Genomic DNA, 22,271 nt, shown 5'->3' with positions numbered 1-22,271 from the left:
ATTGGTTTTTTTTAAGCGAGCTGAAAAGCAATGATGAGCAAAGATACAAATGCAGTTCCCAGCAGTAATGAGCGAACACAATCTGAGCAGATTGATTTAATCGATATTATCCAGCAGTTATGGGCAGGGAAAAAAATTATTTCCATTTTTGTTGTTATCTGCCTGATTTTAGGGGCTACCTACGCCTTTACTGCACAAGAAAAATGGTCATCAACTGCTATCGTTACTCTTCCAGATTCAGGGCAGGTATCCGCATATACGCAGGCTATGAATGTTTTATATCCTGGAGCTGCTCCGCTAGTTCATGATATTCAAACCAGTTTTTTTAGCCGATTCCAGGGGGGGTTAGCCGCATTATCATTACAATTACAAAATCAGGAAGTTAAGGAAGAATTGAGCAGTGAAGCTTTAAGTAAAGACAGACCCGATCAATTATTAATTAGTTATGTGGGTGATAATGCAATCGAAGCTCAGGAACGGCTAAAATTATACCTTAGCAAAGTGGATAGCTCGATAGTTACAGATATTGATGGCGACTTAACAGCTAACATTAATGCGCGTATAGAAGAATTAAATAATAATGTTAATTCTCTGGAACAAACTGCCCAGCAAAAGAAAGACGAGCGCTTGAAAGTATTAAACCAGGCGTTGGTAATTGCTGAACAATCTAATATAAAAACGAGTCAGCTACAGAATTCCACAGGAATTACAGACGACACGTTATTTACTTTGGGAAGTGATGCACTTAACTCAATGATTAAAAACTATAAAGATTCACCATTGCCATTGAGTGTGGATTATTATAGTGCTATACAAAACTTACTTGCTGTCAAATCAATTAAAAAAGATAAACGTATTTTATCAACATTTCGTTATATTATGAAGCCTGACCTACCTGTCAAAAGAGATAGTCCAAAGCGTTTAATAATTCTTATTTTATCTGTTATTATTGGTGGTGCGCTTGGAGCAGGTTATGTGCTGTTAAAAGGTGCATTTCGGCGGGGTAGTTATTAATAAGTGATTTTTTACAAGAAATTGATTGAAAGATGCCGCCCAATTAGGGGCGGTTTTTTTTGATTTTAAACGGGTGTAACTAAATTTATATTATAATGAAATGCGTATAAGTGTAGTGAAATGTTAGAAAATGTCTCAACTTTTACTCGAAAAAACAATTCTCGTATGATATAAAATACAATAATAAAAAATGAATAGATATATACTTATCTGGAGTGAAAATGTTTAGGCGCGATATTAATGGATTGCGAGCTATAGCAGTTTTACTAGTGGTTCTTTTCCATTTTAAATTTCCTTATTTTGATGGTGGATATATTGGAGTAGATATCTTCTTTGTTATTTCAGGATATTTAATGAATGAAATATGCGCAAAGATGGTTGGCGAAAAGAGATGGATTTTAGCCTTCTATAAAAAAAGAATAAATCGAGTTTATCCAGCACTACTCTCAACAACAATAATAGCAACTTTTATAACAATAGCTATTTTCCCACCTTCGTTACTGTCCGATCTTTTTGGGCAGGTACTAAGCACTCTCACTTTTACGTCAAATATATTTTACTACAATGCAACAACTGGTTATTTTTCACCTAACGCGGATAGTTTCTTGTTGTTACATACATGGTCACTCGGTGTTGAGTTTCAGTATTATTTGATTTTTCCTTTGGCTCTTTTGATCGCACATACTAAATTCTTCAAAAAGAGATCATGCTTGGTATATGGGGCATTCTTTTTAACATCCTTATTCTTATGTCTTTGGTATGAAAAAATAGATCCTTCAGCTACATTTTATTTTTTACCTACAAGGGCATGGGAATTATTTTTAGGTGCATTTGCATCCTCTCTTATTTATAAAAATCCCTTTCCTTCCTTAACTCAGTTCTTATCTATTTCTGTAATTATATTATTTTGTGTGTGGTCAAATTACAATGACCAGTGGACTGGCCTGAGCATGCTTATTCCAACTCTTGCTACAGCAATACTGTTACATGCAAGGGTTAATAATGAAAAAACAATTCTGCGTTTCGATATTGCACAATATCTAGGTAATGCATCATATTCAATTTACTTAGTTCATTGGCCGTTAGTTGCTCTGGCATACAACTTAGCATATGAACCAACAATTTCGTCAAAAATAGGATTGTCATTATTATCAATACTATTAGGTTTTGCATCATATTATTTAGTGGAGAAGAATTGTAAAAAATTTGATGTAAAGATATTTAGCACAGCTACATTGGTAATTATTTTATGTTTTATTTGTGTCGAATTTCAAATTTCCAAATTATGGATTTCGCCAGCAAAGCTTGCAATGGACAGGTATGGCCGTGCTTATGAACTTACTGACGATGGGAGAAAACAGTTCGGTAGTAAACCCTATTCATGTTTTTACACCGGTAAACCCGGCCAGTCATATGATATAGAAAATTGCATGCGCCCTTCAATGCAAAAGAAAAACATCTTGCTGCTGGGGGATAGCCATATGGCAGATATGTCCCTGTCATTTAAAAAGCTGTTCTCAAACTACAATATCATGCAGGCGACATTAAGTTCATGCTTATTGATTCCTGGTGAAGCAAAAAGAGAAGAATGTAAAAATTTGACAGATAGAGTGTATAAAAAAATCGAGAGCGTCAGCAACGTCGATGTGATCTTTATATCTGCATATTGGTCAGCCGTAAAAGATACCAGCACACTTCCTGAAAATATTGCTAACGCAGTTAAGCAGTTAAAAGGAAAAACAAATGCAGATATTTATATTATTGGGCAAACGAAGGTTTTTGATAAAGAATTGCCGTCTCTTATTCGAGTTAGGGGTGGTACAGGAATTAATCAATATAGAAATAAAAGTGTGGATCTGGTTAATAATATGCTAAAAGAATCACTGCCAAAATATAATGTCAAGTATATCAATATTTATGACTTCGGATGTGATGATAATAATGAATGCAATTTTGTCTCGGATAAAAATTATCCAATGTTATTCGATACTGACCATTTGACACAGGACTGGGCAATATCTATTGTGCAGATGATCAAGAAAAAAATAGAAAATAATAATTAGCAACGGAGCAAAGCGATTAATTATACAGATTTCAACGTTGCTACATTGTTGATGTTTTTATGCGTAGTAAGAGATTAGTTCATCTTTATAAGATGAATCAATCTCACCTTGATCTGCATTAATTATTTTCTTTAAAGCAAGCTAACTGCTTGGAGACGTTATTAACGCGATGTATAAATCAATCCGCTATATATTAGAACTATTTATATACTATAATGGGATGTCATAGTTATAGGCCTGCTTAGCGATTTCTCAAGTTCCTGTAGTACGCTAAAGTTAGATCATCGTTTTCATTAGCTAAAATACTTGACATGCAAGGTTTTTATTTAACTTATTGATTTTAATGTTTTTTATCTATTCAAGTTATTGTGCGAAAAGGTGCTCGATTAGGCTAAGTTAAGTCGTTTTTCTATGTAATTACTTGTTTTTTAGTAATTTATGGATTAATGTCGATAATGCTATTTTATAGTGATAAACTATCAGAAATTTTTTGAACAACTCAGATAATCAAATGATAAAGTTATTTGCTCGTTATTTTTCGGTGGGTATATTGAACACTATGATCCACTGGGCTATTTTTTCTACACTATTTTTTTTCTTTAGTTTTAAGCAGGCGTACGCTAATTTAATAGCATTTTGTGTTGCTATTACCTTCAGTTTCTTTATGAATGCACTCTGGACATTTAAAAGTAGAGCATCATTAGCAAGATATGCCGCATTTGTTATTTTTATGGGCGGATTGGCTGCATTAACTGGCCATATTGCAGATAAATTGCACGTTCCTGGTGTTATTACTCTGGTTGTTTTTTCAGCGATTAGTTTAATCGCTGGGTTTGCCTATTCTAAATTCATTATCTTCAGGAATTGAATATGAAAATTTCGTTAGTCGTACCGGTCTACAATGAAGAGGACGCAATACCTCTTTTTTATCAATCTGTTAGAGGCTCAAAAGAATTAAAAGAATATGATGTCGAGATTGTTTTTATTAATGATGGGAGTAAGGATGCTACAGAATCAATCATAAATACTTTAGCATTAACCGATCCTCAAGTTAAGTCATTATCATTTACACGTAACTTTGGCAAGGAGCCTGCATTATTTGCTGGTCTAGATAACGCTACTGGTCAGGCGATTATACCGATTGATGTTGATTTACAAGATCCAATTAACGTTATTCCTGAATTGATTAACAAATGGCTTAATGGTGCTGACGTGGTTCTTGCTAAAAGAGCGGATAGGTCTACAGATGGTCGTTTGAAAAGGAAAACAGCTGAGTGGTTTTATCGTATACATAATAAGATTAGTAATCCAAAAATAGAAGAAAATGTTGGTGATTTTCGTCTTATGAGTAGAGATATTGTAGACCATATAAAAATGTTACCCGAGAGAAATCTCTTCATGAAGGGTATTTTATCTTGGGTAGGTGGAAATATTGACGTTGTCGAATATGTTAGGGCTGAGCGAGTTGCAGGGAAGTCCAAATTTAACGGCTGGAAGCTATGGAATCTTGCGTTGGAAGGAATTACTAGCTTTTCAACGGTACCCTTGCGTGTATGGTCATATATGGGATTGCTTATTGCCTTTTTATCATTATGTTATGGCATATATATAATAGTAGATACCTTGATATGGGGGAATTCTGTTCATGGTTATCCTTCATTATTAGTATCTATTCTGTTCTTAGGTGGGGTGCAATTAATAGGAATAGGTGTACTTGGCGAGTATATAGGAAGAATTTATGTGGAAGTGAAGGAAAGACCTCGATATATAATTAAAAGGAAGTAATATGTCAAATATTTTTAATGAAGAGTTATCTAAAGCGAAAATTTTCCTTTCAGGGATTATTATATCTTTATTTTCATATTATCCATTGATTTCGCAGAGGTTGTATTTCGTAGATGATATTACTCGTTCAATCAATGGTTATTTTGGTTGGATAGGCTTAGGAAGACCACTAACTGAATATTTGATGGTTGTACTCAGTCTGGGGTCATCAAATTTGCCTGATATAACTCCTTTACCTCAGTTATTAAGTATTGGGGTGATGGCTTTTATTATATATCTTCTTGCTGTTACACTATTCAATCAAGTTAGAATTGAAAATATTTTATTGTGCTCACTTTCTGTCATAAATCCGATGGTGTTCAGTAATATCCTTTATCGTTATGATTCACTTTCGATGACACTTTCGATATTATTTTCAGTATGGGCCTGGTCCCTCACGTGTAAGTCAAAATATTTATTAAGTTGTATTCTTTTAATTATTTCTGCTTCATTTTATCAACCCGCTGTTTCTATCTATCCAATTCTTGTGATTATATTTTATCTAAAGAGTATAAATATAGAGAATAATAACAGCATGATAGTGAAATCAATTATTTCATTTCTGGTTGCTAATGTCCTGTATTTTTTGTTTATTGTAAAGTTTACAATGCCTGTATCAGAAGCTAGAGGGAGTTTGGTCTCGTTAAACACAAGTTATATTGAAATTTTTAGAAAAAGACTATATGAGGTGTATGATGTCATTAAAGACTCGTACTCTCATGTTGGTTCTTTCATACTTTTATTGATCTTCATTTTATTTTTATGTTCAATTGTTCCTCCATTTTTTAAGTCTACTAAGTATAGTAAGAGTAATTTTTTCTCAATCTTTATCGTTATGATTTCAATTTCGCTACTCTTTTTATTTTCTGCTGGAATTAATTTAATATTGAAAAATGGGTATTTTACCCCGAGAGTCCTATTCCCAGCCGCTTTTTTTATCTTCGGGATGCTGTGTGTTTGTTATGTATCTACACCAATTTTGCGTTATTTAACTGTTTCAATATCATATTGTTTACTTTTTATTACTATTGGGATTATTTATGGTTCAACTTCTGGTTTATATCACCAAGAGAAGTATGATACATACATTTCAAGTAGTGTTTCCAGGGATCTTTCAGCTCACAATATCGTAAAACCTATTTTTATTTATGGGAAGACGAATGATTCTAAATCCTTCAAAACATCCCAAAAAACATTCAAGCTACTTAGCTATATTAGTAATAATTTGTATGATATGACATTGAGTCAGATTTTGGTTGATAACGGTGTGAAAAATGTGAAATTTTCATCTCAATATCGTATTCATACTTTGGAACTTGCCCGATCTGTATGTGAGGGTAAAATGGAGCCTCTAATTGTAAATAATCAGTACAGCATTTTTGAGAATGACCTCGATATTATTGTTTATTTAGGTACTGTTAATTGCCTTACAAAGTAAAATTTATTATGGATAATACAAAAGTAGTCTGTGATTAAAGGTGATCAGAATGAAGAGGGTGGGGAATGAATAAGGTAAGAAATATCTCTATATATATGGTTATCCTTATTTGTATGTATATATCATGGCTTCCATTATTTAGTGACGGTTCATGGTTGACATTTGATCTTATTGCGCATATCGATAGGGCGGTTTCAACTGTGTCCGAAATTCATCATGGCCAAGTTCCGACTTTTTTCGATTTCTCTAATCCCAAATACCCAGGTTATTCATGGAACCTATTTTATCCGCCATTAGAGAATTTTATATTTTCAGGATTATTATATCTAAGCAATGACTTGAATGGTTCACTAAAGATACTATCTGCAATTATAATATTTTTATCCTTTTTTCACTCCTACATTGCTTTTGATGTGGTAGGGTTAAAAAAAGAACGCTCACTATTGCTTTCTATCTTATTTTCTTTCTCTATTTATCAGGTTAACAATATATTTATACGGGGTTCAATTCCAGAATCTTTAGCTATAAGCTTCATCCCATTGCTCATTGTTGCTTTAGTAGGGAATATAGAGAAGAAAAATTCTTTTTTCTTTATGTCATATTCTATCTCCGGGCTTTTGTTATCTAATCTTCCACTTTTTTTATGCGGGATTTTAGTTTCCGCAATTTGTTTAATATTTAACCAGTGTAAGATTCTCCCCTTTTTAAAATCGCTGGTTTTCTCAATTTTACTAACCTCATTTTATTTTTTGCCACTATTATTTTCTATTCATAACCAAGATTTTCCTATTATGGATACAAATTGGTTCCCTAATATGAGCGAAAAGAGTATTGGTTTATATGATTTAATTTCTGGAGAAAAAATAACAAGCGGAAAATTGGCTAATATGTCTTTGGGTATCGGATGGCCTATATTTTTTATCTTTGTATATTCCATGGTTAATCATATTGATAAGAAAATAATTTATCCTATTGCTATTGTAGTCGTTTTAATAATTTGCGCAGCTAATTATTCGTTTCTGCCACATGTTTTCTATGCGCTTAATAAGATTCAATATATGTGGAGGTTAATTCCCTTTTTGATTTTTTTAATTTTAGTTAATGTTTCGTCATTTGATAAAATAAGGAGCCCACATTTATTGGCTTGTATTGTTATTATCAGTCTGATGTCTTCTTGGATATCAGAAAAATCACATAATAGCTATAATATTACCAAGGAAAATTTCCGCGGTAGTAACAATGTTGTTTTTTCAGATTATGCGCTTAAAAATGCATTGAAACTATCTTCTGATAATAAATATTTGTTATGTCAGTCTCATGATAAAAAGAATGTGACTATTCCATATAGTATGCATCGTGGTAAATACGGTCTCCCTTTTTTCAGCTTTAATGTTGATAATGACATGACTTGTCGGCTACCTGTTATGTCATATACTGCATTAACTATCAATGGTATCTATAATCCTAAGGATGGCTACTTTTTGTATGAAGCAAAAAAAGGGCCTAATATTGCTCATGTGAAATATTCACATAATTTTATGTTGATATTTTTATTTGGGATTGCGTTAAGTTTGGTATCTTGGGTTTATCTGATTTATTACCGAATTTGTCTTTTTAAAAAATCATAGTGGACTAATGATTTTTAGTGGACTGTAATTAGTGGGCTGTAAATATGGTCCACTAATTAATTTGAAGTAAATGTATTCTTGTGTGAGGTTAATGCTGCTAATTATCGGATGTATTGATTTTTTCATTTTTTATGTTATGTTTATATAACTTTGTTTTTATGCATGGACATCATAATAAATGCAGGTTGAATATATATTTCATTCTATTGTGTTGAGCGTTTTATTGTCTTTGTTTGTGGCATTTGTAATTGCGAATATTTTTAAAAATAAGTTTCTCGATGAGTTATCCCCCCGGGGGGATAATGATTCTATCGATGGTTTGCGGGGACTTTCAGCTCTGGCTGTCGCAATTCATCACTCTTTTTTCTTCTATGGTTATGCCACGTATGGAACCTGGTCACTTGACTATATTGGTCATAATTATATACATGTTATAATTGATTACCTTGGTCGAATTAGTGTGTCGGTGTTTTTCATGATAACTGCTTTCCTATTTTGGGGGAAAATCCTTGAAAATGGAAAAGACCTAAATTGGATTGAATTTTATATCAAACGCTTTTTTAGAATAATACCATTATATATTATAGTGGTATTGTTGGCTTTTTGCTATGTTCTATTGAATGCAAGAGGTTCAATAGAGTTTTATCCCTATCTTAGAGATGCTTTCTTCTGGTTTACGTTTGATTTTTTTGGAACGCCTAATATAAATGGCTTCCCTTTGAGTAAAACTTTAGTTGCTGGTGTTTTTTGGACTCTCTCGTATGAATGGTCTTTTTACACGGTATTGCCATTGTTATCTGTTTTTACTCGACGACTTAAGACATCATTGATATTCCTTGTTTTATCTTTTATTCTATTATCCTTTTTAAACTATAATAACGTTGCAATTGGACCATGGCAGCGCTCACATATTTTATGTTTCATTATTGGGGCTTCGTGTGCTCATTTTAAAAGAGTCAATTGGTTTTCTTCCTTTTGCTTAAATACTGACGTTTTTTCTCTTTTGTCATTATTTTCTTTGTTCTTGTGTAGCTTGTATTTTTCAGAGGCATACTCTTTCTTCCCGACGTTAATTTTAGGCTTCTTATTTTTACTTGTATGCCACAATAATTCTTTTTTTGGAGTGCTAACAGCAATACCTCTTAAATTGTTGGGTGCAATTAGTTTTAGTGTTTATTTGATTCATGGTCTTTGTTATACAATACTTTTTAAATTTTTATTAGTTCATGGTTTTGGTTATATGCAATCGCTATTGATTACTATTACAATAATTATTTCTTTAAGTTGCTTTACATATCTTTACATTGAAAGAGTAGGAATTCGTATTGGGAAAAAATCGTGGTGAAATGAACATGCAAGGTTTCCTTTCATCTACAGCACATTGCTCTGTGCGCTTTCAGGATCTACCCGGCACGGGTGTGCCAATTGTTTTTGTGCATGGCCTGGGTTGTGCATCATCTTATGAATACCCGCGAGTGGTGGCAGACCCGTTATTTACCGGGAAGCGCGCCATTTTGCTTGATTTACCCGGTTGCGGTTACAGCGAAAAACCTCAGGACTACAGCTACTCCATTAGCGACCAGGCAAAAGTGGTTGCAGAACTGGTTGCGCATTTGGGGTTAAACCAGTGCTATGTGTATGGGCACAGCATGGGCGGCAGCATCAGTATTGAAGCGGCAGAACTATTGGGCGAGCGCCTGCTCGGCCTGGTAGTGTCTGAGCCCAATTTTCACCCCGGTGGTGGCTTCTTCAGCCAGCAAATTTGCCGTTATAGCGAAAGCGAATTTGTAAGCACAGGCTGGATGCAAATGGTGGAACAGGAAACCAGCCCTTGGGCAGGTAGCCTGGCGGCAGATGCACCCTGGGCTGTGTGGCGTGGTGCGTCCAGCCTGGTCAGTGGCAGTAACTGGTTTGCCCGGTTTATGGCTTTACCTATGGCGAAACAACTGGTCTTTGGCGAGCACTCTTTGCCAGATAACGATTTTACCGCACTACAGGATGCCGGGGTTTCAACCGTAGTATTGCCAGGCTGCGGGCATTGTATGTCCTGGGAAAACCCTGCGGCACTGGCGGGTGCATTAGCGGGCTTTTGTAAGTAACTGGCTCGCTAATTGGTCTGGGTTTTTGGGCTCTGCAAACACGGCAATAATTGTAGGGTGATAAAGCCTTTACCGGCAGGCGCGGTATAGCCGGTATTAACCTTTTCTACTTTGCTATACCCGGCGTTGAGCTTAAAGGTGGGGCTGCTGGCTAAGCTCCACCCTTGGTTTTGGCGGCAGGTGGTTATCTGCGGGGTAACCAGGCCGCCGTACATTTCTGATTATTATTTTTTGTTGGATTTCATGTTGTTTCTCCTTTGCCCTCAATTTATTTCGTATGATTGCAGGCAGTTTTTACTCTTTATTCTTCACCTTGCGGGTGAAGTGGCTGTGCTTACTTACCCGGCCACCCGTCCTGGAAGGCTTCCGGTAATGAGCAATAAACAGCGTGCTTTCACCCGTGTCTGCTTGTGTTTGCCTGAATGCGCTGCCCGCGGGTTTAGTGCTTTATTACCGCTTGCCTGTAACCGGCTACCTAACCCAATCATTAATCTTGAGCTATCCCGGTTCTGAGCGGAAGCGGGGGAGGAGGAAACATGGCGCAATTGCCAGTTGTATCCGTTATTGGCCTTGGGGCAATGGGGCATGCTTTTGCCGCAAATCTGTTAAAAAATGGCTTCACCGTGCGTGGCTGGAACCGTTCGCTCAGCCGTGGGGAAGACTTGGTTAGCGCCGGGCTGGCGCTGTGCAACACGGCACAGCAGGCAGTAGATGGCGCGGATGTGGTGCTGAGTGTATTAACCGATGGCGACACAACACACAATGTGCTGGCACCGGTATTTGCTGCTATGAAGCCGGGTGCGGTGCTCTGCCAGATGGGCACGATTGGTGTGGCGGCAACCGAAAAGCTGATTTACCAGTTAGCCCAGGCAAGGCCGGATGTGGTGTTTGTGGATGCGCCAGTGTCCGGAACCAAAGCCCCGGCGGAAAACGCCCAAATTTTGGTGATGGCAAGTGGCGACCGCAGTAAAGCACAGGCGGCAGAACAGGTATTTGCTGCCATCGGTAAACAGCAGCAATGGCTGGGCGAGGCTGGTGCCAGTTCACGCATGAAACTGGTGGTAAACAGTTGGCTGATAGGCATGATGCAAAGCCTGGCAGACACCATGAGCCTGGCAAAACAACTGGGGTTCTCCACAGACGATCTGTGGCAGGTGTTGGAAGGTGGCCCGCTGGCTGCTCCTTATGCCAAAGGGAAGCTGAATATGATTGCCAGTGGTGATTACACACCGCAAATGCAGCTCAGCCTGGCACTGAAAGACGCCAGGCTTGCGTTACAAGCGGCACACGGTGTGGCGATGCCAGGGTTGGAAAACATTGCGTCTGTGTGGCAACAGGCCGTTGATGCTGGCTATGGCGAGCAGGATTTAGCGGCTGTGTTTGCGTTCCTGCAAAAAACACGCGCCTGATAACGTTGCCAGCGCTGCGCTTAACCGGGTGAACTGCCCGGTAGCGGGTTGGGTTTACTGTGGCATTCTCCCTACGGGCTTTGGCAGTATTCGCAGTCTGGGGCGGGATGCCATCCTCACTCCAGCAACTCTCACTCCATGCTATCCTCACCCTATGCAGTAAAGCCTGGCCCGTTTACCCCAGCCGGGCAATGCGCTCCCTGGCTTCACCAATATGGTGATCCAGGGCCTCAATGCAGGGATCAAAGTTCGCGGAAAAACCTTCGCAACAACGGGCGATGGCCAGAAATTTTTCGGCAAGCGCCAATGCTTCCCGCCAGGTATCCGCGTTAACCACTTCGGCCAGCGCCACTGGGCGAAGTTCGTTTGAAAGTGCGCCGCCAGCTTTGGGGGCGAACCCCATCGGCAGAACGTCGTATGCCGGAGCCAGTTGATACGGTCGCCCGTGGCTGCTAATAAACGACAGGTTGCCGTTATGCATATCTGTATTGCCAGTCAGCCGCCCAAATGCCCATAACCGGGCGGTGGCAGGAAGCGCTTGTGGGTGGACATACCCCGCATGAACCAGGTTTTCGACCAGCACAGGCCAGGGGGAACGGGCTTTGCCGACAAACTCTGCATCCAGCGCACGCAGTGAAATAACGCCAACCCGGCCCAACAGCCCAACACGGTCGAAACGGGGAATTTCCAGAAACCGCTGCCCGGCAAAATCAAACACCTCTGTCTGCACGCCCAGCACACCCAGCGCCAGGTGTTCAGCCAGTAGCAGGTCACGCCAGCGTTCGCTCACCGGGTTGTCGTCCGGTGCCGTGAACTTCACTAACACATGCCCTCGCTCTGTAAAGGTACAGAATTTCGGTTGCTCCCCCCCGGCAGATGACCCAGGGGTTTCACCTGCACCAGCCGCCTTCGCCAGTGCCGGGAACATTGCTGCGCGTTCAACCGGCGTGGGGGCGGGCATTTCCAGAAAATAGTTTCTGGCCCGGTCGCCAATGAGCAGGTTGCCTGTGGCATCGTGCCCGTGCATCAGTAACGCCCGCACAACATCTGCATCGGTCCATTGTTCCGGGTTGGTGTCCAGGCCGAGCCCGGGAGCCCATACTGTTGCCCATGCCCGCCCGAGGTACCCCTGTGGGCGCATATCGAACAACCACCAGGGTAAACCATCGCTATGAATGCTGGCGTTATTGGTTTGCACCATAACAAAACCGTCCGGGTAAACCGGGATCAGTTCACCCAGTTTTTTTACCTGGCCTTCTTCGGTAATGCGATAAATAGGGGCGGCACTGAACCCCCGGTGGTTATCGCGCAGGGTATTTTGAATAGATGGCCCGGCACCTGTCCGCACGATTTCGTCACCCAGCTTTTTTAGCGCACGGGACAGGGTTGGCTGGCTAACTTCCAATTTTTCAGTAAGTTGCCTTGTTGTTACCGGCCCCTGGCTGAGCAACCGGCGTAATTCTTCAGAGCTAACTGGCATTGGGTTAACCACTAAATGAATAGGTAAGTGAATAGATAGGTGAATAGATAAATATATAAGTGGTTAAGGCATCTGGCAACCGAATTGTCAGCTTCAACAAGGCCCAATGTTACTCCACGCCGCCTGCAATCAGGCGGAGCAAATAATAGCGTGGCCAGTGGGCAGCCAGTGCTGCATGGTGGGTAATCTGCCAGGTGATTTTCTCAACATCATGGTGGTGGCTGTCCAGTAATAAACCCACAACCGAGCCGCTGTGGGCCACGTTGATCCCGTAGATATTATTGCCTTCCACAATGCTGAGTAGTGCGTCGAAGCCGGGTTTTGCCAGAAATTGCTGGCTGGCGACGGCGCTCAGTGTGGTGGCCTCGCCCAGTAGCCAGGGGTTATTGGTTTTACAGGCCTGCTGCAACAGTTGCCAGGCGCGGTTCAGTGCCGGGGCGCTTCCCTGCAAAATGGGGCGCAGGTCGCGCTGGTGGAAATCTGCTGTACGCAGCTGGTTTGGGCTTTCCAGCAGTAAGATCTCGCAGCCGGGTAACCCACCACAAGGCACAGTTGTTGCGCCTGTGAGGTGATCAAACAGCGTTAAACCGGGGAATAGCGTGCTGTCGGTAGGCTCCAGGCTCACACACAGTGCCGCAAGAGCATCAACCGGTAAGAAAATACCAAGGTGGCGGGCGGTTGCTACGGCTGTGGCTGCAATATCTGCCGTGCTGCTTGCCATGCCTTTTGCCAGCGGAATACTCGAGTCGAACGTTATTCGCAGTGTGCCAGAATGCTGTGCCGGGATCCCGGCATAACGTAATACAGCACCCAGCGCGGCTCGCATTAGCGGGCGTTCAGAAGGCAGGGGAGTGCCGTCCACCACACAGACCGTACTGAACCAGTCTACCGGGCAGGAAACCAGTTTTTCGCCTCCCAGGATCCAGCCCTGCAGGAGTTCCCCACAAGAGGCAGGGCAACGTGCTTCGGCCAGTTTCGTCTCCTTGGTGAAATGCGGGCAAGGGCCTGGGTAGGTCAGCCAGCGGGCACAACATTCAGTGTAAACAGGTGATGCAGTTTTACTACATCGCCCACCACAATCAGCCCCGGTGCAGAAAGCCTTGCGGCATTACACAGCACGGGTAGGTTGCCAAGCGTACCATAAACAGCCTGCTGGTGCGGGGTCGTTGCCTGGCTGATGATTGCCGCCGGGGTAGTGGCAGGTTTACCACCGGAAATCAGGGCATCACAAATGGTGCCCAGTTGGGTCATGCCCATTAAAACCACAAGAGTACCAGGAACCTGGGCCAGAGCGGCCCAATCCTGGGGTTGTTTGCCATCCTGCAGGTGCCCGGTAACCACATGGAAACCAGAAGCATAATCCCGGTGGGTGACCGGAATACCAGCACAGGACAGCCCGCCAATAGCGGCGGTTACACCAGGAATCACTTCAAAAGCAATACCAGCAGCATGCAGCGCCTGGCACTCTTCGCCACCACGGCCAAACACAAAAGGGTCGCCGCCTTTAAGGCGTACAACGTTGTAACCCTGGCGGGCGAAGTCGATAAGTTTTTGGTTTATGAGGGGCTGTGGCACCGGGTGGTGGTTTGCCTGTTTTCCCACATCAATACGCTGGCAGTTTACCGGGGCTTCATCCAGCAACGCCGGGTTGACCAGCCTGTCGAAAACCAGCACTTCCGCATAGCGCAAGCATTCCAGGCCTTTTACGGTAATTAACCCGGCATCCCCAGGGCCTGCACCTACCAGCCAAACTTTTCCTGTGTTCATGAAGTTGCCTCCACCTGGCTTGCCTGGTATTCCGGGTGGGTCAGGCGCATAACGTCCCGGGCAATCATCAGCTCTTCATTGGTATTGACGATGGCAACTTTTACCAGCGAATGTTCAGTTTGAATAAACGGTGCGCCATGGCGGTTCTTCTCTTCGTCTATCTCCAGCCCAATAAACTGCAACCCGGCACAAATCGCACTGCGTGCGGCAACCGCATGTTCACCAATGCCCCCAGTGAAAATCAGTGCATCCAGCCCACCCATTTGCACCAGGTAGCTGCCGAGCGTGGCGCGTACCCGTTCGGCAAACAATTGCAATGCCAGCGCGGCACGGGCATTCCCAGCCTGTGCCGCTTGTTCTACATCCCGGTAATCGTGAGAAACCCCGGAAACCCCCAGCAAGCCAGATTCATTGTTCAGCATGGTATTTAGCTCTTCGGGGGTTTTCCCTGCATTCACGGCAAGCCAGGGCAAAATCGACGGGTCGATATCACCGCTGCGGGTTCCCATCATCACTCCAGCCTGGGGCGTAAAACCCATAGAAGTATTAATTGAGTGGCCATGTTTGATGGCGCACAGGCTGCAACCATTACCCAGGTGGCAGGAGATAACACGCAATGCTGACAAGGGTACACCAAGTGACTGCGCCAGCGTGTGGCTCACATAGTTATGGCTGGTGCCATGGAACCCGTAGCGGCGAATGCCCATTTCGCTGTAGTAATGCCAGGGAATAGGGTAGATGTAGGCGCTCTCTTCAAGCCCGTGATGAAATGCGGTATCGAACACGGCCACCATGGGTACACCCGGCAGAAGTTGGCGAAACAGGCGAATAACCATGGCGTTATGGGGGTTGTGTAACGGTGCCAGCGGGCTGAGTTGCTCAATTTTATCCATGATTTCATCAGTTATCAGTACTGAATCACTGAAGTATTCACCGCCATGGGCAACCCGGTGCCCCACACCCTGAATGGCCTGCAAATCAGGAATAATTGCCAGAGCCAGAAGCTTGTCGAGTAATAACGTCACCGCTTCACGGTGATCTGCCACGGGTTGTGTCTCACTCATATTCTGGTTACCGCTGGTTAACTGGAAAATAGCATCTGCCAGGCCGATGCGCTCCACAATACCACGGGCAATAACCTGGCCTTCGGGCATCGCCAGTAACTGGAATTTTAAAGAAGAACTACCGGCGTTAATCGCCATTACATGCACAGACATGGGTTACGCCTCCGCTAAAAAAGGGATAAAACCATCCGGAATTTCATGGCAACGTGCTGAAGTCACGAAGACCCGGCCTGCACCCGCTTCACGCAACCACTCGCTGGCTCGGGCTATATCGCTGGGGTTACCCAGGTCCGCTTTGCTGACAATCCCAATTACGGGGCGGTTCAGTACCTGAGCAAAGCGCGGGGCATAGGGCGTCTGGCTGGCATCGGCATTCAGCATCAGCCCCACAACATCGGCCTCACAGGCGGTAGTCATCAGGGCACTGTACAGGCATCGGTTTTCCAGGTATTCACCAGGAGTATCAATTGCAGAACTGCGCCATTCAATGGCCTGTGTTTTCTGGTCATGCAGGGAAATACCTTCCAGTGCCTGTAGCAGTGAGGTTTTTCCACAGCGGCTTGGGCCAATCAGCATCAGGCGGCGTCGCATAGTCAGCTCCGGGTAAGTTGGCAGGTGGTGAAATGGAGAGTTTCCCCTAGCGCCCGGGTCACCTGGCGCAGGGCGTATTCCACAGCAGAGACATCACCGGTCAGCACTACCGCACCGGTAAAACGGTCAATAAAACCAATCTCGACTGCGCCGGATTTGGTGGCAACATCACAGGCAATAATGGCGGCTTCACTGGGGGTTATGGTGAGAATACCAATGGCGCTGGCATGCTCATCCAGCCCCAGTTTTTTATATAAACTATGGTTTGGGTTGGCTATCAGGTGCGCAAGGGTTATCTGTTTACCCGGCACATATTCCTGAATCATCCGCTCTGGAGTGTGTTCATGGAGGTCTGCCATTATGCCTCCTGTACCAGTTGGCGCCACAGGGCATCATGGGGGCGAGGGATCACGCAGCGGTTAACCAGCAAGCCTTTCGCGCCCGCGGTGTCGCTGGCAACCTGTACGGCATTACGCACATCAGAAACTTCGCCTGCCAGCACCATGTAGCATTTGCCACCAATACCAAATGCCATATGAATCCGCATCAGCGTAACATTGGCGGCTTTAACTGCGGCATCGGCCGCTTCAACACAGGCCGCGACACTCCATGTTTCAACTACACCGACAGACTGGCGTTGGTCTACAGGTGTCAGCCCGCTTATTGCCGGTAAAATCGACGGATGCAGGCGGGGAATCACCATGCTGTCCACTAATGTATCGCCAGATTGTTGTGTCCCGCTGGCAATACTTTGCTGAACTGCACCAACATCGCCACCCAGAATCACCAGGTATTTCCCAGGGCACAGGGTTTTGCTGGCAAGTAACGTTACGCCTGCGCTTTTTAACATTAAATCGGCCAGCTCAATGCCTTTTGCAATGCTGGTCAGTTCCAGAATACCAATGGATTGAGACATGTTTTAACCTCGTAAAAGCGTAATGGCCTGGGCGGTGACGTGTTGCACCGTGCCACTAATGCTGGCATGAACCGGTGCGCCAAGCGCGCCTTCTGGAACCTGGGCAATACACTGCCCGCGTTCAACCGCTTCCCCTTCCTGCACACAGGCGCTGGCCGGGCTGCCAATATGCTGGCGTAATAGCAAAATAACTTGCTGTGGCTCTGGTTCCTCGTGGCTCAAAGGGGCTTCGTGGTACCACTCAGTCAGTTGCAGTTTTTGTATCAACCTTGGAATAGGAACTAGGCGGTAGTTCGCTAAGGGGTCTTCATCATGCAATTCCCCCTGGTAACGTACCCCGGCAGCGCGGAGTTGTTGCTTGAGCAGCTTATTAATGCGCATAGGGGAAATATCTACCGGGCAGGCAACGCTTTCACAGACATTGCATTCGGAACAGGTCAGGGCGCTTGCCAGTGCTTGCGGTGTGGCAACTTGCGGGTAATTCACCGCCCTTACCAGCAAGTGGGGGGAAAGCTCATGCCCAATAATATGGCGCGGGCAAAGCTCTGTGCACAAACGGCACTGTTCGCACACAGTGCGTGCAATGGCAAGAATATCCCGGTCACTGCGCATGCGCCGCTGAATCAGTGGGTGGCTTTTAGGCAACACCAGCAACCCGCCGGTGGTTTTGGTTACCGGGCTGTCAAGGTCGGTCAGCAAGCTGCCCATCATGGGGCCACCGTTAATAAAACCTGGGTCGTTAACGGTTGCACCACCTGCACAGGCCAGCACTTCACGCAGCGGCATACCCAGCGGAACGGTTAACGTCACTGGATGGTGAACCGCGCCATTAACGGTCAGCGTGCGGCGGGTGACTGGCCATTGCTGTTCTACCGCACGGGCAACATTCAGCAGTGTCTGCACATTGTTCACCACCACGCCCACTTTCATGGGGAGTTCACCGGCGGGAACCCGGCGGCCCGTTGCCTGCCAGATAGTGATCACTTCATCTCCCGCCGGGTAGACATCAGGCAGAATATGCAAACGGATATGGGCAGGTAACAGAGGTTCCAGGGCCTCAATGGCCGCGTGGTATTTGGCTTTCAGAGCGATAATGCCCTGGTGGGCACCGGTTGCGGCCATAGCGTAACCCAGCCCGCGCACCAGGCGGTTTGCCTGCTGGGGAATCAGTTGCTGGTCCACTTTCAGCAGTGGCTCGCATTCCGCAGCGTTGACTAAAAAAGTATCTACCTGCGCCTGTAATTTTACCGCAGTGGGGAAACCGGCTCCGCCAGCACCCACCACACCAGCGCGTTGCACTCTGGCGCGGATTTCAACCGGGTCAGTGCATTGCAACCGGGTCTCTGTGCAGGTATCTGCTGTGGCAATTGCATTCATAGCAGTTCCTCCAGTAAAGCCTGAATCGCCTCGCCGCTGGCCGGGCGGGGTGTGGTGCGCAGCGTGACATCCGCCAGCGCCGCCTGCACCATTTCTGGAATTTTTGCTTCCCATTGCGCGGCCTGCTTACCCAGAACATCGCGGATACCGGGAATGGCACACTGTTTTTGAAGCTGCCCAATAGCGTGTTGCAGAGCATGAATGGCAGCGGTGTCAGACTGGCCTTCCGAACACAACTGGCATTCGCGAGCCAGCTGGGCATAGCGTTTCGCAGCACGTGGATCACCACAGTTATAGCGGATCACCGGGATCATCAGCAGCGCATTTGCCAGCCCGTGGGCAATATGAAATTGCCCGCCTAACTGGTGCGCAATAGCATGGTTCAGGCCAAGCCCCGCCTGGCTGAAAGCCATCCCAGCCAGTGTTGAGGCATTGTGCATTTTCCCGCGAGTGATAACGCATTCACCTTTGTGGCAGGCGGTTGGCAGGTAACGGAACACCAGGCGAACAGCTTTTTCTGCCAGGGCATCAGTAAAATCACTGGCGTGGGGTGAAACCCAGGCTTCCAGGGCGTGAGTCAGTACATCCATGCCTGTGTTGGCGGTAATCGCCGGGGGCACGCTGACTACCAGGCGTGGGTCCAGAATGGCTATGTCCGGGTAGATGGCATCATCAAATAACGGGTATTTAACACCACGGGCCGGGTCGCTTATTACGCATGCACTGGTCACTTCCGAGCCGGTTCCGCTGGTGGTGGGAATGGCTACACAGGTTTCAATTTCCGTGTCTTTCTGGCGGCAAAACCAGACGATAGCTTTCGCCGCATCCATGGCCGAGCCACCACCAAAACCAATAACAACTTCAGGTTTCAGCTCAAGCATCTGCCCAATTCCGGTGGTTACCGTTTGTATGGTTGGGTCCGGTGTAATATCGCTGAAAACACTTAACTGGTTGTCCTTGGGTAACGCATCACGGAGTAAATCCAGTAACGGTGATGTAGCCAGAAAATGGTCACAGATAACCCAAATACGCTTGTTGTGAAAACGAGCCAGCGCTTTCAGGCTACCTTCTCCAGTAATAATTCGTGTTTGCAGAAAAAAACTGTTCATGAAAACGGCCTCACTCACCGGATTGAAAAACCATTGGTTAATACACAGCGCCGTGAGCGTGCGAAGGTGCGGGCTGATGTTGTGCCTTCGCCAGTGGGGGTGGCGATGGTGAATGTGGTAAAGCCTTCACCTCCCACGCCAATACCGGCATAAGACGGGCCGTTTTTAACAAAGATAGAGGTTTGCAGCAGCCGGGCCGCCAGGTTGAGCCGCGAGACATTTTCGGAGTGCATAATGGCGGTGTGGTGCAGGCCATGTTCCACTTTCAGTGCCAGTTGCAGCCCGGCATCAAAATCGGGAACACGCACAACCGGTAACAGCGGCATCAGTTGTTCGGTGGTCACCAGTGGGTCATTTGCGGCAACTTCAGCCAGCAGCAGGCGCGGGGCTTTGCCGGGCACCGGAATACCGGCGGCCGTTAGCAGAGCAGCGGCACTTTTGCCCACGAGTTGTTTGTTGGCACCACCATCTGGCACCAGGCAAACTTGTTTGAGTTTTTCTGCCTGTTCGGGGGTAACCAGCAAGGCATCGAAGGCTTGCATTTGCTGAATCAGGCGGTCGGCTACGCAGTCCACCACAATCACGCTTTTCTCAGCAATACAGGGCAGGTTGTAGTCAAATGCGGCACCACTCACAATATCCTGGGCAGCTTTTACGATATCTGCGGTTTCATCCACCAGGCAAGGTGGGTTGCCCGCACCGGCACCAATCACTTTTTTGCCGCTTTTCATCCCCATACTGACAATGGCCGGGCCACCGGTAATCGCCAGCAATGCAACGTTTTCATGGCGCATCATTTGTTGGGTAGCTTCAAAAGTGGGTTCTGCCACCGTCACCACCAGATTACGAATACCACTGCATTTAAACGCCACAGACTCAATCAGGCTTATCAGTTCAAGCGAGACTTCTTTGGCGCCAGGGTGAGGGCTGAAATAGATACTGTTGCCAGCCGCCAGCATGCTGATGCTGTTATTGATAATGGTTTCGGTCGGGTTGGTGCTGGGAGTGATCGCGCCAATCACGCCAAAGGGGGAGTATTCGAATAGCACCATGCCCCCATCCCCAGTGAGTGCCGTGGTGGCCAGGTCTTCCACTCCCGGCGTGTTTTCCAGAGCAGCCTTATTTTTCAGATACTTATCTGCGGCATTTCCCATTCCGGTTTCTGTGGCACCCGCATCTGAGAAATGTTGTAGCTGTGGGCCAAGTTCTTCGCGTAGTGCACGGATAATGGCACTGCGGGTTTTCAGGGGCGATTGCTGGTAGCGCAGAAATGCCTGGTGTGCGGCCTGAACGGCGCTGTCCACATCGGGGAAAACACCATTGCAGGCGGGCGAGGGCGTTTCACTGCCCGATAACTTCTGGGTGACAATCTCCCGAATCAGGGTTTCCAGTTCTGTATTGTTCATTCGTTTTTCCTCATCGCCATTTATTGCTGGCTGTGGGCTGTTTCATCACTGAAATGCGTACCAGCCAGAGCTGCACGTGCAATAGCCATATCCTGTTCAACTGTGCCGCCGCTGATCCCCAGGCCGCCAAGCAGGGTACCCGACTGCCATAACGGGAAGCCGCCACCGAAAGTCACCACTTTCCCTGCCATACTGCTTACCAGTTCATACAGTGAGCCACCGGGTTGGGTAGCCTCACCAAGCGTGTGGGTAGGTGCTTTCAGTGCCACCGCAGTCCAGGCTTTTTTGGGGGCGAGTTCGCAACTGGCGAGTAAAGCGCCAGGCATGCGCAAGGTCAGCAGCAAGTTGCCATGGGCATCTACCAGGCTGAGTACCACGGGAATTCCGGCGTTTTTTGCCGCACCCATTGCGGCGCAGGCCATTTGGTGGATTACGCCAAATGGCAGCGTGCCAGGAGCCGTGGGCTGTTGTGTGGCAGTAGTGTTCGCGCCGGTTGAATGGGTTGCCAGGGCTGCCTGGTAACGCTGCAAAATAGTCTGTGTTAACTGGTTAATAACGGCCAGGTTGTCTTCATCTCTTGCCAGGGCATACAGGCAATCCGAAAGCCGGTTTATATACTGCATAGCGACCTGGCGCACAGGCACGCTGCCAGCCAGCACCACCATGCGGCGCTCTGCCCTGCGGGCCAGTGTGCGGGCAACATGCAGGTGGCTGGCAGCCTCGCAGCGCCCCGGCAGAACAAAATTTTTCACGACCGGCACAGCGGCCATACACCGGTCAATGGTGTGTTCCATATCGCTAATATCTTCACTGCTGATATAACGCCGCCCAGGTACAGGTTCGCTGGCCTCACTGGCAAGCTCGGCACTTAACCAGAACAGTTGTTGCTGGAACCGGGTAAGCTGCGCTTTGTTTTCTTCCCGCACAGCGGCACACCAACAGAGGCTCAGTGCGGCATTCAGTTCATCCAGCGTGCCATAGGCTTCAACACGTGGGTGGCTTTTGCTCACCCGCTGGCCGGTGTACAACGCGGTATCGCCGTGGTCACCTGTGCGTGTGTAAATAGCCATATCTGTTTCCCGTACC

At 45.8% G+C, this 22,271-nt stretch carries 20 protein-coding genes; 9 read left to right on the top strand and 11 right to left on the bottom strand.

The window, feature by feature from the left end:
• Positions 1 to 30 precede the first annotated feature (30 nt).
• The 9 genes from wzzB (at position 31) to LC084_RS09875 (ending at position 11,475) form a co-directional block, all read left to right on the top strand.
• The gene (gene wzzB, locus LC084_RS09915) at positions 31 to 1,014 is read left to right on the top strand and encodes an LPS O-antigen chain length determinant protein WzzB (RefSeq protein WP_226570974.1); all 984 of its coding nucleotides are present in this window, start codon (positions 31 to 33) and stop codon (positions 1,012 to 1,014) included.
• A 221-nt stretch (positions 1,015 to 1,235) separates the two neighbouring features.
• Positions 1,236 to 3,077, top strand: a complete 1,842-nt coding sequence (locus tag LC084_RS09910; RefSeq protein WP_226570973.1) for an acyltransferase family protein — start codon at positions 1,236 to 1,238, stop codon at positions 3,075 to 3,077.
• Positions 3,078 to 3,588: 511 nt separating this feature from the next.
• Positions 3,589 to 3,945 (top strand): GtrA family protein, encoded by a 357-nt coding sequence (locus LC084_RS09905; RefSeq protein WP_226570972.1) that lies wholly within the window; start codon positions 3,589 to 3,591, stop codon positions 3,943 to 3,945.
• A 2-nt stretch (positions 3,946 to 3,947) separates the two neighbouring features.
• Positions 3,948 to 4,862: a glycosyltransferase family 2 protein gene (locus tag LC084_RS09900; RefSeq protein ID WP_226570971.1), complete on the top strand. Its 915-nt coding sequence runs from the start codon at positions 3,948 to 3,950 to the stop codon at positions 4,860 to 4,862.
• Between the two features lies 1 nt (position 4,863).
• Entirely contained in the window at positions 4,864 to 6,339 is a 1,476-nt protein-coding gene (locus LC084_RS09895; RefSeq protein WP_226570970.1) for a glucosyltransferase domain-containing protein, read from the top strand.
• Positions 6,340 to 6,404: 65 nt separating this feature from the next.
• The gene (locus LC084_RS09890; protein ID WP_226570969.1) at positions 6,405 to 7,967 is read left to right on the top strand and encodes a glycosyltransferase family protein; all 1,563 of its coding nucleotides are present in this window, start codon (positions 6,405 to 6,407) and stop codon (positions 7,965 to 7,967) included.
• 178 nt (positions 7,968 to 8,145) lie between these two features.
• Positions 8,146 to 9,312: an acyltransferase family protein gene (locus LC084_RS09885; protein WP_226570968.1), complete on the top strand. Its 1,167-nt coding sequence runs from the start codon at positions 8,146 to 8,148 to the stop codon at positions 9,310 to 9,312.
• Positions 9,313 to 9,319: 7 nt separating this feature from the next.
• Positions 9,320 to 10,066: an alpha/beta fold hydrolase gene (locus LC084_RS09880; protein ID WP_226570967.1), complete on the top strand. Its 747-nt coding sequence runs from the start codon at positions 9,320 to 9,322 to the stop codon at positions 10,064 to 10,066.
• A 536-nt stretch (positions 10,067 to 10,602) separates the two neighbouring features.
• On the top strand, positions 10,603 to 11,475 hold the full coding sequence (locus tag LC084_RS09875; protein WP_226570966.1) for an NAD(P)-dependent oxidoreductase: 873 nt from the start codon (positions 10,603 to 10,605) through the stop codon (positions 11,473 to 11,475).
• A 175-nt stretch (positions 11,476 to 11,650) separates the two neighbouring features.
• Here the strand turns inward: LC084_RS09875 and yjjJ are convergent, their stop codons facing one another.
• The 11 genes from yjjJ to LC084_RS09820 form a co-directional block, all read right to left on the bottom strand.
• On the bottom strand, positions 11,651 to 12,955 hold the full coding sequence (gene yjjJ, locus LC084_RS09870; protein ID WP_226570965.1) for a type II toxin-antitoxin system HipA family toxin YjjJ: 1,305 nt from the start codon (positions 12,953 to 12,955) through the stop codon (positions 11,651 to 11,653).
• A gap of 109 nt (positions 12,956 to 13,064) precedes the next feature.
• Positions 13,065 to 13,928, bottom strand: a complete 864-nt coding sequence (locus tag LC084_RS09865) for a GHMP family kinase ATP-binding protein (RefSeq protein WP_226571202.1) — start codon at positions 13,926 to 13,928, stop codon at positions 13,065 to 13,067.
• Between the two features lie 41 nt (positions 13,929 to 13,969).
• Positions 13,970 to 14,722 carry a uroporphyrinogen-III C-methyltransferase gene (gene cobA / locus LC084_RS09860; RefSeq protein ID WP_226570964.1) on the bottom strand — a complete coding sequence of 251 codons (753 nt, stop codon included), beginning with the start codon at positions 14,720 to 14,722 and terminating at the stop codon, positions 13,970 to 13,972.
• Positions 14,719 to 15,939, bottom strand: coding sequence for an acetate/propionate family kinase (locus LC084_RS09855; RefSeq protein ID WP_226570963.1), 1,221 nt, complete (start codon positions 15,937 to 15,939; stop codon positions 14,719 to 14,721). The genes cobA and LC084_RS09855 overlap by 4 nt, the downstream gene beginning before the upstream one ends.
• 3 nt (positions 15,940 to 15,942) lie before the next feature.
• A complete protein-coding gene (locus tag LC084_RS09850) occupies positions 15,943 to 16,377 on the bottom strand; it encodes a EutP/PduV family microcompartment system protein (protein WP_226570962.1) in 435 nt (144 codons plus the stop codon).
• Between the two features lie 2 nt (positions 16,378 to 16,379).
• Positions 16,380 to 16,736, bottom strand: a complete 357-nt coding sequence (gene pduU / locus LC084_RS09845; protein WP_226570961.1) for a propanediol utilization microcompartment protein PduU — start codon at positions 16,734 to 16,736, stop codon at positions 16,380 to 16,382.
• Positions 16,736 to 17,293, bottom strand: coding sequence for a BMC domain-containing protein (locus LC084_RS09840; protein ID WP_226570960.1), 558 nt, complete (start codon positions 17,291 to 17,293; stop codon positions 16,736 to 16,738). The genes pduU and LC084_RS09840 overlap by 1 nt, the downstream gene beginning before the upstream one ends.
• A gap of 3 nt (positions 17,294 to 17,296) precedes the next feature.
• A complete protein-coding gene (locus LC084_RS09835; RefSeq protein ID WP_226570959.1) occupies positions 17,297 to 18,670 on the bottom strand; it encodes a 4Fe-4S dicluster domain-containing protein in 1,374 nt (457 codons plus the stop codon).
• Positions 18,667 to 19,779 carry a 1-propanol dehydrogenase PduQ gene (locus LC084_RS09830; protein WP_226570958.1) on the bottom strand — a complete coding sequence of 371 codons (1,113 nt, stop codon included), beginning with the start codon at positions 19,777 to 19,779 and terminating at the stop codon, positions 18,667 to 18,669. Before LC084_RS09830 ends, LC084_RS09835 begins: the two co-directional genes overlap by 4 nt.
• A gap of 14 nt (positions 19,780 to 19,793) precedes the next feature.
• Positions 19,794 to 21,185 (bottom strand): aldehyde dehydrogenase family protein, encoded by a 1,392-nt coding sequence (locus LC084_RS09825; protein ID WP_226570957.1) that lies wholly within the window; start codon positions 21,183 to 21,185, stop codon positions 19,794 to 19,796.
• A 20-nt stretch (positions 21,186 to 21,205) separates the two neighbouring features.
• On the bottom strand, positions 21,206 to 22,255 hold the full coding sequence (locus tag LC084_RS09820; protein ID WP_226570956.1) for a cob(I)yrinic acid a,c-diamide adenosyltransferase: 1,050 nt from the start codon (positions 22,253 to 22,255) through the stop codon (positions 21,206 to 21,208).
• Positions 22,256 to 22,271 lie beyond the last annotated feature (16 nt).

The sequence above is a fragment of the Mangrovibacter yixingensis genome (assembly GCF_020523985.1).
GTDB lineage: Bacteria > Pseudomonadota > Gammaproteobacteria > Enterobacterales > Enterobacteriaceae > Mangrovibacter > Mangrovibacter yixingensis.
The sequence above is the reverse complement of the archived record's forward strand: the minus strand, read 5'-3'. Positions and strand labels throughout refer to the sequence as shown.

What these genes read in the sequence shown, in the direction of transcription:
- wzzB (WP_226570974.1), top strand. Translation starts at nt 31, where the DNA reads ATGATGAGCAAAGATACAAATGCAGTTCCCAGCAGTAATGAGCGAACA.
- LC084_RS09910 (WP_226570973.1), top strand. Translation starts at nt 1,236, where the DNA reads ATGTTTAGGCGCGATATTAATGGATTGCGAGCTATAGCAGTTTTACTA.
- LC084_RS09905 (WP_226570972.1), top strand. Translation starts at nt 3,589, where the DNA reads ATGATAAAGTTATTTGCTCGTTATTTTTCGGTGGGTATATTGAACACT.
- LC084_RS09900 (WP_226570971.1), top strand. Translation starts at nt 3,948, where the DNA reads ATGAAAATTTCGTTAGTCGTACCGGTCTACAATGAAGAGGACGCAATA.
- LC084_RS09895 (WP_226570970.1), top strand. Translation starts at nt 4,864, where the DNA reads ATGTCAAATATTTTTAATGAAGAGTTATCTAAAGCGAAAATTTTCCTT.
- LC084_RS09890 (WP_226570969.1), top strand. Translation starts at nt 6,405, where the DNA reads ATGAATAAGGTAAGAAATATCTCTATATATATGGTTATCCTTATTTGT.
- LC084_RS09885 (WP_226570968.1), top strand. Translation starts at nt 8,146, where the DNA reads ATGCAGGTTGAATATATATTTCATTCTATTGTGTTGAGCGTTTTATTG.
- LC084_RS09880 (WP_226570967.1), top strand. Translation starts at nt 9,320, where the DNA reads ATGCAAGGTTTCCTTTCATCTACAGCACATTGCTCTGTGCGCTTTCAG.
- LC084_RS09875 (WP_226570966.1), top strand. Translation starts at nt 10,603, where the DNA reads ATGGCGCAATTGCCAGTTGTATCCGTTATTGGCCTTGGGGCAATGGGG.
- yjjJ (WP_226570965.1), bottom strand. Translation starts at nt 12,955, where the DNA reads ATGCCAGTTAGCTCTGAAGAATTACGCCGGTTGCTCAGCCAGGGGCCG.
- cobA (WP_226570964.1), bottom strand. Translation starts at nt 14,722, where the DNA reads ATGAACACAGGAAAAGTTTGGCTGGTAGGTGCAGGCCCTGGGGATGCC.
- LC084_RS09855 (WP_226570963.1), bottom strand. Translation starts at nt 15,939, where the DNA reads ATGTCTGTGCATGTAATGGCGATTAACGCCGGTAGTTCTTCTTTAAAA.
- LC084_RS09850 (WP_226570962.1), bottom strand. Translation starts at nt 16,377, where the DNA reads ATGCGACGCCGCCTGATGCTGATTGGCCCAAGCCGCTGTGGAAAAACC.
- pduU (WP_226570961.1), bottom strand. Translation starts at nt 16,736, where the DNA reads ATGGCAGACCTCCATGAACACACTCCAGAGCGGATGATTCAGGAATAT.
- LC084_RS09840 (WP_226570960.1), bottom strand. Translation starts at nt 17,293, where the DNA reads ATGTCTCAATCCATTGGTATTCTGGAACTGACCAGCATTGCAAAAGGC.
- LC084_RS09835 (WP_226570959.1), bottom strand. Translation starts at nt 18,670, where the DNA reads ATGAATGCAATTGCCACAGCAGATACCTGCACAGAGACCCGGTTGCAA.
- LC084_RS09830 (WP_226570958.1), bottom strand. Translation starts at nt 19,779, where the DNA reads ATGAACAGTTTTTTTCTGCAAACACGAATTATTACTGGAGAAGGTAGC.
- LC084_RS09825 (WP_226570957.1), bottom strand. Translation starts at nt 21,185, where the DNA reads ATGAACAATACAGAACTGGAAACCCTGATTCGGGAGATTGTCACCCAG.
- LC084_RS09820 (WP_226570956.1), bottom strand. Translation starts at nt 22,255, where the DNA reads ATGGCTATTTACACACGCACAGGTGACCACGGCGATACCGCGTTGTAC.